Source organism: Microbacterium sp. bgisy189 (genome assembly GCF_965345345.1).
Taxonomy (GTDB): Bacteria; Actinomycetota; Actinomycetes; order Actinomycetales; family Microbacteriaceae; genus Microbacterium.
In genome coordinates this window covers 68,667-76,253 of sequence record NZ_CBDRMZ010000011.1, presented here as the reverse complement: position 1 = coordinate 76,253, position 7,587 = coordinate 68,667, and the positions used below count along the sequence as shown (strand labels likewise).

Annotated in this window: 10 protein-coding genes and 1 tRNA gene; 4 read left to right on the top strand and 7 right to left on the bottom strand. The window is 65.3% G+C overall.

All coding sequences use genetic code 11. From position 1 onward, the window contains the following. Nucleotide 1: 1 nt before the first annotated feature. From ACSF8R_RS13015 to cmtR, 4 genes are all read right to left on the bottom strand, one after another. A complete protein-coding gene (locus ACSF8R_RS13015) occupies nt 2-619 on the bottom strand; it encodes a DUF305 domain-containing protein (protein ID WP_434812294.1) in 618 nt (205 codons plus the stop codon). 83 nt (nt 620-702) lie between these two features. Further along, entirely contained in the window at nt 703-1,140 is a 438-nt protein-coding gene (locus tag ACSF8R_RS13010; RefSeq protein WP_434812293.1) for a DUF6153 family protein, read from the bottom strand. A gap of 106 nt (nt 1,141-1,246) precedes the next feature. Then, nucleotides 1,247-1,852 carry a cadmium resistance transporter gene (locus ACSF8R_RS13005; protein ID WP_434812292.1) on the bottom strand — a complete coding sequence of 202 codons (606 nt, stop codon included), beginning with the start codon at nt 1,850-1,852 and terminating at the stop codon, nt 1,247-1,249. Continuing rightward, on the bottom strand, nt 1,849-2,208 hold the full coding sequence (gene cmtR / locus ACSF8R_RS13000; RefSeq protein WP_242086956.1) for a Cd(II)/Pb(II)-sensing metalloregulatory transcriptional regulator CmtR: 360 nt from the start codon (nt 2,206-2,208) through the stop codon (nt 1,849-1,851). The genes ACSF8R_RS13005 and cmtR overlap by 4 nt, the downstream gene beginning before the upstream one ends. A gap of 79 nt (nt 2,209-2,287) precedes the next feature. Here cmtR and ACSF8R_RS12995 point away from each other — a divergent pair, with 79 nt between their 5' ends. Further along, a complete protein-coding gene (locus ACSF8R_RS12995) occupies nt 2,288-2,866 on the top strand; it encodes a vitamin K epoxide reductase family protein (RefSeq protein ID WP_242086954.1) in 579 nt (192 codons plus the stop codon). Nucleotides 2,867-2,893: 27 nt separating this feature from the next. Here ACSF8R_RS12995 and lspA read toward each other — a convergent pair whose 3' ends face one another. Continuing rightward, a complete protein-coding gene (gene lspA, locus ACSF8R_RS12990) occupies nt 2,894-3,415 on the bottom strand; it encodes a signal peptidase II (protein WP_363360861.1) in 522 nt (173 codons plus the stop codon). Nucleotides 3,416-3,561: 146 nt separating this feature from the next. After that, nucleotides 3,562-4,515 (bottom strand): c-type cytochrome biogenesis protein CcsB, encoded by a 954-nt coding sequence (gene ccsB, locus ACSF8R_RS12985; RefSeq protein ID WP_434812291.1) that lies wholly within the window; start codon nt 4,513-4,515, stop codon nt 3,562-3,564. 44 nt (nt 4,516-4,559) lie between these two features. On the opposite strand from ccsB, the gene ACSF8R_RS12980 reads away from it, so the two are divergent. The 3 genes from ACSF8R_RS12980 (at nt 4,560) to ACSF8R_RS12970 (ending at nt 5,698) form a co-directional block, all read left to right on the top strand. Next, nucleotides 4,560-5,138, top strand: coding sequence for a hypothetical protein (locus ACSF8R_RS12980; RefSeq protein ID WP_434812290.1), 579 nt, complete (start codon nt 4,560-4,562; stop codon nt 5,136-5,138). Continuing rightward, entirely contained in the window at nt 5,131-5,346 is a 216-nt protein-coding gene (locus ACSF8R_RS12975) for a hypothetical protein (protein ID WP_434812289.1), read from the top strand. The genes ACSF8R_RS12980 and ACSF8R_RS12975 overlap by 8 nt, the downstream gene beginning before the upstream one ends. A gap of 278 nt (nt 5,347-5,624) precedes the next feature. After that, nucleotides 5,625-5,698: transfer RNA gene (locus tag ACSF8R_RS12970), tRNA-Gly, on the top strand. Between the two features lie 133 nt (nt 5,699-5,831). On the opposite strand, the gene ACSF8R_RS12965 is transcribed toward ACSF8R_RS12970, so the two are convergent. Beyond that, complete coding sequence (locus tag ACSF8R_RS12965) at nt 5,832-7,532, bottom strand: hypothetical protein (RefSeq protein WP_434812288.1); 1,701 nt, start codon at nt 7,530-7,532, stop codon at nt 5,832-5,834. Nucleotides 7,533-7,587 lie beyond the last annotated feature (55 nt).

The window sequence follows — 7,587 nt, the reverse complement described above, 5'->3', positions numbered from 1 at the left end:
GTCACAGGCTGGCGAGGATGTCCTCCATCGCAGCGATCTCGGCGGTCTGGTCGTCGACGATCTTCTGCGCGAGGGCGGTCGCGTTCGGGTTCTGCCCGTTGCTGACTTCTTCCTGAGCCATCTCGATTGCACCGTTGTGGTGCTCGATCATCTGCTCCAGGAACAGCTTGGCCGCCTCGGTGCCGGTCGCCGCGTCGAGGGCTTGCATGTCCTCTTCGCTCATCATCCCTCCGCCGTGATCCATGCGATCCATGTCCGTGCCGGAGGTGTCGGCGCCCCACTCCTGCAGCCAGCCGTTGAGCGTGTCGATTTCGGGCTGCTGGGCGGCTTTGATGCCATCGGCGAGGTCAACAACCCGTGGGTCGATGTCGTCCTTGCTCAGCAACACGTCGGACATCTCGATGGCCTGCTGGTGGTGCGCGATCATCATCGTCGCGAACATGATGTCCGCGTCGTTCGCGTTCGCAGACGCGTCAGCGGAGGGGGCGGCGCTGCTGCTGGAGCCGCCGTGGTCCATCCCAGACATGCCACCCCCGGCGTTCCCGGTGTCGGAGCAGCCGGCGAGGATAAGGGCGGTGGTCAGGGCGAGCGCGGCAGTCGCCGCAGTACGGATCTTCATGAGGTTCTCCAAAAGTCGTCAACGAGGTTCCCGCCCGGCGGGCAGGGTGAGCCGTGCCTGCGCGGGGGCAGGCAGCGGCATCCTCAGGTGCGACTAATGCAGAGAACGATCAATGAGGGTGGAGGCACCGGTGCGAGGCAACCCGGCCACAACGAGACGGTCAGGGATCCGCGTTCGGGGTCGGTGGTCCGCCAATTTCCGGTGATGCGGGCGAGGATCAGCACGGTCACGAGCAGGCCGAGCACGCACGCCAACCACATCATGGTGTCGTGCCCACCGGCACAGTCATCGCACTCCCCCGCCGCCGGTTCCCCGACCGGAGCGGCGTCCTGAGCGTGGTGCGAGGCGGCAGGGGCAGTCGTAACGGTGTCGAGGTGACCGGTGCTGGTGGCGTGGCTGTTCAGGGAGTGCATCGCAAGCAGCCCCGCGACGATCCCCGCAGTGATCGCGATCATCACGAGAAAGGTGCGGGTGAGCGTGCGCGTGCGTCCCATGGCATCCGCGAGCGTGATTAGCGACATGCTCCCCTCCTTCCTTCCCTACCGTCCAACGTAGTCCGCCTCTTTACTGGCGGCTGCTACAGGCGGCTGACCGTGTCGGGGGTGAGGTCCAGCTTCCTTTTGGTGATCAGAGCCCGAATGCGCCGCCACTGATCAGGATGAAGATGCCGAGGCCGATCAGGACGATCGGGAACAGGATGTGCTCCCAGCGCTCCAGGATTTCCGCGATCTGACGTCGGGTAGCGATGAACTTGGCTACGTACACCAGGACTGCGACGAGCGCGAGGAACACTACACAGTAGGCGACCACGGCGGCGGGTCCCACACTCAAGAAGACCGGCACGTAGACCCCGATGTTGTCCCCGCCGTTTGCGAAGGTGACACCCGCTACGGCCCAGACCGCGACCTTTTTACCCTCGATCTTGCCCTCATCGTCATCGTCGTCGTCGTGACGTCGACGCCATGCCTGCCAGGCCGCCCATAGTCCCAGGCCCAACGGGATCAGACCGAAGTAGGGGATGACCTCTGGAGGCAGGAATGCTCCGGCGCCGAGAGCTACGAGTACAGCCGCGCCGAGAATGCCTGCGAATCCCAGATACTGCCCGACCAGGATTCGAGCGGTCGTGCCCCGTTGTCCCGCGCCACGGGCGAAGAACAGCGAGAGCACAATGATGTCGTCGATGTTCGTGACAATGAACAGGCCGATCGCTTGCAGTATGGAGAGGAAGATCATGCCGTCGCCTCCGTCGTGCAGCATTCCGGGGCCGCGCAGGAGGGATCGATGCACCCGGCTGCATGGTCCACCGCCAAGGTCGTGTCCAGCAGAGCGGTGAGCGCCCGGGTGAGACGGGGATCTGCGACCTCGTACCGAGTTCGGCGACCCTCGGGCTCCGCAACAACGATGCCACAGTCACGAAGGCAGGTCAGGTGATTGGAGACGTTGGACGGACTGAGATCCAGTTCACGGGCGAGTGCCGCGGGATAGATCGGGCCATCAAGCAGAGTCATGAGAATGCGTGAGCGTGTCGGGTCCGCCATGGCGCGGCCGAGACGGTTCATCACATCCAGACGATCGGTAATAGTCAGCACGCAATGAACATACACGCATCACTGTATGATTGCAATCTGTTCCGTATGTATCTAGCGATGGTGAAAGTTGTCCCAGCTCATGCGCCGTGAATTCTTCTTCGGCTTGTTCCTCGCGCTGTGTGGCGCCGTCGGGTTGACGGCATCGATGGCCCTGTCCGTTGAGAAGATCGAAAAGCTGACGAGCCCCGATGCGGGCCTCAGTTGCGACTTCTCCGTGCTGGTGCAGTGCTCTGCGAACCTCGAGAGCGCTCAAGGGGCCGCGTTTGGGGTTCCCAATCCGTTCCTTGGACTGGTCGGGTTCGCGCTCGTGGTGTGCGTCGGAGTCGCGCTGTGGGCGGTACCGCACTTCGCTCGCTGGTTCTGGATGCTGTTCAATATCGGTGTCGCGGGTGCGTTTGCGTTCGTGGTGTGGCTGATCGGGCAAAGCATTTATGTGCTGGGGACGCTCTGCCCCTGGTGTCTTGTGGTGTGGCTGGCGACGCTCCCCCTGTTTTTCATCGTGACGGTCCGGAACCTGCGCGAGGGCGTCTTCGGTCAACGGGCACGGCGGGTTGGTGCGGTATTGTGGCCGTGGATCACGCTCGTGACGCTCGCCGCTTACCTGGTTGTCGCGGTGCTCGCGCAGTTCCGTCTGAATGTGCTGGCGAGCATCGTCTAACCCGGATGACCTGTAATCGGGCCGAAGTCACTTCTCCTGGGGGGAGGTTGCCCCCGGGTGTTCGCTGCGCGTCTGGGACCGGTGGCTGAGGAGCACCTGGAGGATGCCGAGTCCGACGCCGATTCCGATGGCGATGTCGGCGATGTTTCCGATGAAGAGGTTGCCATAGGCGAGGAAGTCGGTGACGTGGCCGCGGCCGAACCCGGGAGCGGCGAAGAGGCGGTCGATGAGGTTGCCGATTGCTCCACCCCAGACGAATCCGATTGCGACCGCCCATGCCGTGGATGTCGCCCGCCATGCGGCATAGAACAGCGCGATCCCCGCCACGATCCCGATCACAGTGAACACCCAGGTGCTGTTCGAGCCGAGAGACATGACGGTCCCGGGGTTGAAGGCGAGTTGCAACCCCAGTAGGTCGCCGATCAGCGGAATTCGTTCTTGCTCGCTCAGCTGTGCGAGCGCGATGGCCTTCGTACCCTGGTCGACGACAGCCATGGCCAGTGCGACCAGGCACGCGACGGCCAGTCTCCGGCTTCGACCGCCGTTCATCGTGTGCTTCGCACGTCGGAGACCGAGGACACGCCGTGGCGAGGGCGGGTGTACGTCGCCGCCGGCGGACGCGGATACCAACCGGGGTCGAGCAATGGTGTGGGCATGGAGGGGTGAGTCCTTTATGGTCGAGCGGTCGTTGGTCGTCAGCTGAGGCCGGAGTAGGCGTGCAGGCCTTTGAAGAACATGTTGACGATGGTGAAGTTGAACAGGACGGCGGTGAACCCGATGATCGACAGCCACGCCGATCGGGTACCGCGCCAGCCTCGTGTCGCGCGGGCGTGGATGTATCCGGCATAGAGCACCCAGATCACGAAGGTCCAAACCTCCTTTGTGTCGAACCCCCAATACCGGCCCCAGGAGTCGTTTGCCCAGATCGAACCAGCAATGAGAGTGAAGGTCCAAAAGATGAACCCCACAATCGCGAACCGGTAGGCCAGGGATTCCAGCGTGTCGGCGGTCGGCAGCGTGCGCAGGTAGCCCGACCGGGCCGCTTGAGTGTCCTCCCCCGGCGCTGCGGCCCGTCGTTCGCGGCGGGACTGGAGCAGTTGTGTGGCGGAGAGGCCGCAGGAAATCGCGAACAGGGCGGTGCCGAGGGAGGCGACGAAAACGTGGATGACGAGCCAGACGCTCTTGAGGGGGTCCATCAGCGGGGTGACTTCGACGTAGAACGCCAAGGTCGCACCGCCCAGGAGCAACGCGACCATACCGATGAGGAACGAGCCCAGGAAGCGTAGATCGTATCGGCGGAGCACGGCTAGGTAGACCGCGACGATCAGCAAAGTCCCGGTGAGCGCGAACTCGTACATGTTCGCCCACGGGACCCTTCCCGCATCGAGTCCTCGCCCGATGGTGCCGGCGAGGTGGAACACGAACGCGAACCCGGTCAGGACGGTGCCGATTCGCGCCCAGAGCAGACGTTGCCGCTGGCCCGGCCGGGTGCGGACCTCGTTCAGCGCGGCGCGTTCGTCGCCTGTGTTCTGCGTGTCTCCGCCCGCGGTCACGAGCGCGGGCACCCGCTGGGGTTCGTCGCGGCGTACTGAGCGTTGTGCAAGGTCGATGGCGTAGGCCACGAACGCGAGCAGGTACACGTTAGTCAAGAGCCGGGCTGCGATTCGTGATCGCGGTAGAGCAAACTAAGGGGGTGAAGGTCGACGTGAAGACAACCGACGGCAAGAAGATGACCCGCACAGCGGCAACCGAACCCGTCGGGACCGCCCTCCGAATCGCGCCCGGATTCTCCGCCACCACCACCGACGAGGCGGCCGGCATCGAAACCACCCTCGACGCCATCTACAACCCCGAACAGGGCCGCTACATCGTCACCACCATCGTCAACCGCGGCATCCGCCCCGGATTCGACGAAGTCGCCCTCCGACACACCGCACCCCAAGCCATCCTGCAAGCAGCCATCCCCCACTGCATCGCCGTACACCTCGAACACGGCTGGACCACCATCGCCGAACTCTCCGCCACCGACGGACGCATCATCCCCGAATGGCTCGCCACCGCCGTCTCCAAACGCGGCACCAAAACCGAACGCATGGAAGTCATCCAAATCCTCTACGGCGCATCCGCCCTCGCAGGACTCCCACCCACCAAAACCGTGCAACTCGAACTCGGCATCCCCCACCGCACCGCCAGCGACTGGATCAGCAAAGCCCGCACCGCCGGCTACCTCAAAGGCATGTCCTACACACCCGGCCGCCAACCCGATGACTGATCTGGCAACCAGCCCGACCGTCGTCGCCCTCGACCACAACGCGGCTGCGGCCGCCGTTGGGCTCAGCCCCTCACGCCTTCGACACCACGTGCGCTTGGGTGACCTCACCCCGCACTTCTCAGGCTCGAAACCCCTGTACTCGGTCGTGGAACTGCAGAGATTCATCGAATCGCTACCCACCCATCCGGAGCACCTTCTGAAGGTGTAGGGGTCGACTCAGCGTCGTACGCGCAGCTCGCCTTGGGCATCCGCAGCCGGGTGAAGCGCCCGCAGCGACAGCCCCGTGACGCGGGCAACCGCGTCCGAAATCCGGTCGCAGTCGCGCCACGAGGCCCAGCACCCATGCCTCATCGCGATCAGCGATGCCGTGAATTTGGGTATGGTTGGTCTATCGCGATGCCGCTTCGGCGCGCGAGGCACATGTGAACACCAATGTGTACACCTAGCCTTGACGAGATCGAGAGATCCCAGTAGTTTCAAGGCATCGGGGCTGTAGTTCAATGGCAGAACTTCTGCTTCCCAAGCAGACAGCGCGGGTTCGATTCCCGTCAGCCCCTCCAATGTGTTTCCACCGAGTCCGGGATTCCTGCGCGAGTCAACACGCCACAGCATCCGACTCGTGCTGAAACCCTGGACTCACCGGCAGCAAGCCGACATCGCGGGGATGCCGGTGCCGCAAAGCGCGCAACGACGTCAGGCGCAGAAGGGGCGGCAGCCGCGCTGCGTGACGGCGTCGACGAGCACGGTTGTGATGTCGGTCGGTTCGAGGGCCTGGTAGGCGGCGCCGTCGGTCGCGGCGGCGATCTGCTCGAGCACGCTCTGGTCGGTGTCGGGTCCGTAGCCGATCGCGATGACGGCGACAGGAGCCGCTGGGTCGTGCAGCTTCTCGAGTTCGGCGAGCAGGCCGTCGAGGTCGAGGCCGTCGTCGTCCTCGTTCACACCGTCGGTGTTGAGCAGCACGAGGTTGACCTGACCCGGAACGTACGTCTCGCGCATGTACTTCACGGCGGCGAGCACGCTGTCGTACAGTCCGGTGCCCCCGCCGACGAGCTTGTCGAGCCCGTTGGCGGTGTCGATCGTGCGCTGCTTGTGTGCGGCGTCGCTCAGCGGACCGAACGGCGCGATCTCTTGCCAGTCCTGGCCGCCGATCCGGCGCGTCGAGAACACCCAGGTGGCCAGCGACGAGTCTGCGGAGAGCGAGTTCACGGCGCGGACGGCGGCCTGCTCGAACAGGTCGATGCGCCGCATGTCGCCGGTCACCGGCTCGAACATCGATCCCGACACGTCGTTGAGCGACAGCATGCGCGACGGCGCCGTGAGCACCTGCCACGTGCGCAACACTTCGGCCTGGTTGACGCTGTCGGCGGTCTGGGCCGCCGCTCCCCCGTCTTCGCTGCCCTCGGCGACGAAGTCTGCACCCGGCGTCCCGTCGGCCTCGCGCAGGCCGGCATCGGCGAGCGTGGCGGATGCCGCGGTGATCGCTGCCGTGAAGGTCTCAACGGCTGCGGTTGTCTCCTCCGACGCGTCGCCGAGCGTGACGATCGGCATGCTCACGGCGGGCTTGACGTCGGACGGGAAGATCGAGACGAGGTCAGCGTCGTGGTTCAGCACTGCCTGCTCGGTGGTGACGGCAACCGTCGGGGTCTCTGCCGTAGCCGCGGCCGCAAGCGCCTCGTCGGCGGTCGGCACGATCCCGTTCGCAAGGCTCAACACCATGCCGGTGAACATGCGCGCGTCGCCCGAGAACGCGGTCTGCAGGGCGAGGAGCGCAGCAGAACTCGATGCCACGGCTGTCGGATCGGGCAGCACGACAGCCGCACCGCCGCCGGCGAAGCTCGAGAATCCGGCACCGTCCGCACCGACCGCGGCGGCCGTCGTCTCGGTGGTGGCGAACACGACGGGCGTCGTCGCGACCGTGTCACCGACGACGAGTTCAGCGGCATCCGCCTCGGCGATCTCGGCCAGGCCGGTCGCCCGCGCCGGCCACATCGACGAGTCGGGCACCCAGACATCGAATCCCGGGTCGCCGCCCTCGCCGAGCACCGCCGCCGTGACAGCACTTTCTTCGGACCGGACGGTCACGTCAGGGCAGTCGCCACCGGCACTGTCGAGGTCTTCGACGATCGTTTGGAGCGCGACGGCGATGTCGGGATCGGCTGTCACGCGAAGCTCTGTGGCGATGCAATCGCCGCCGCCGGACGGTGCGGCCGTGTTGCCGCCGCCGAGCCCTCCCTTGATCACGACGACGCCGATGACGATGACGAGCGCGAGGGCCAGCAGCAGCACGATGCCGAGCAGAATGCGCGTGCGGGTGCGCTGCTTGTCAGCGCGCGCCGATGATCGCGTCAGCGCATCACCGACCGTGGGCAGGGATGACTGGGGCGCTCGCGCCATGGGAACTCCGTTGGACGTCGGGCCGTTGCCCGGAGGATACGACATCGTACGCGGG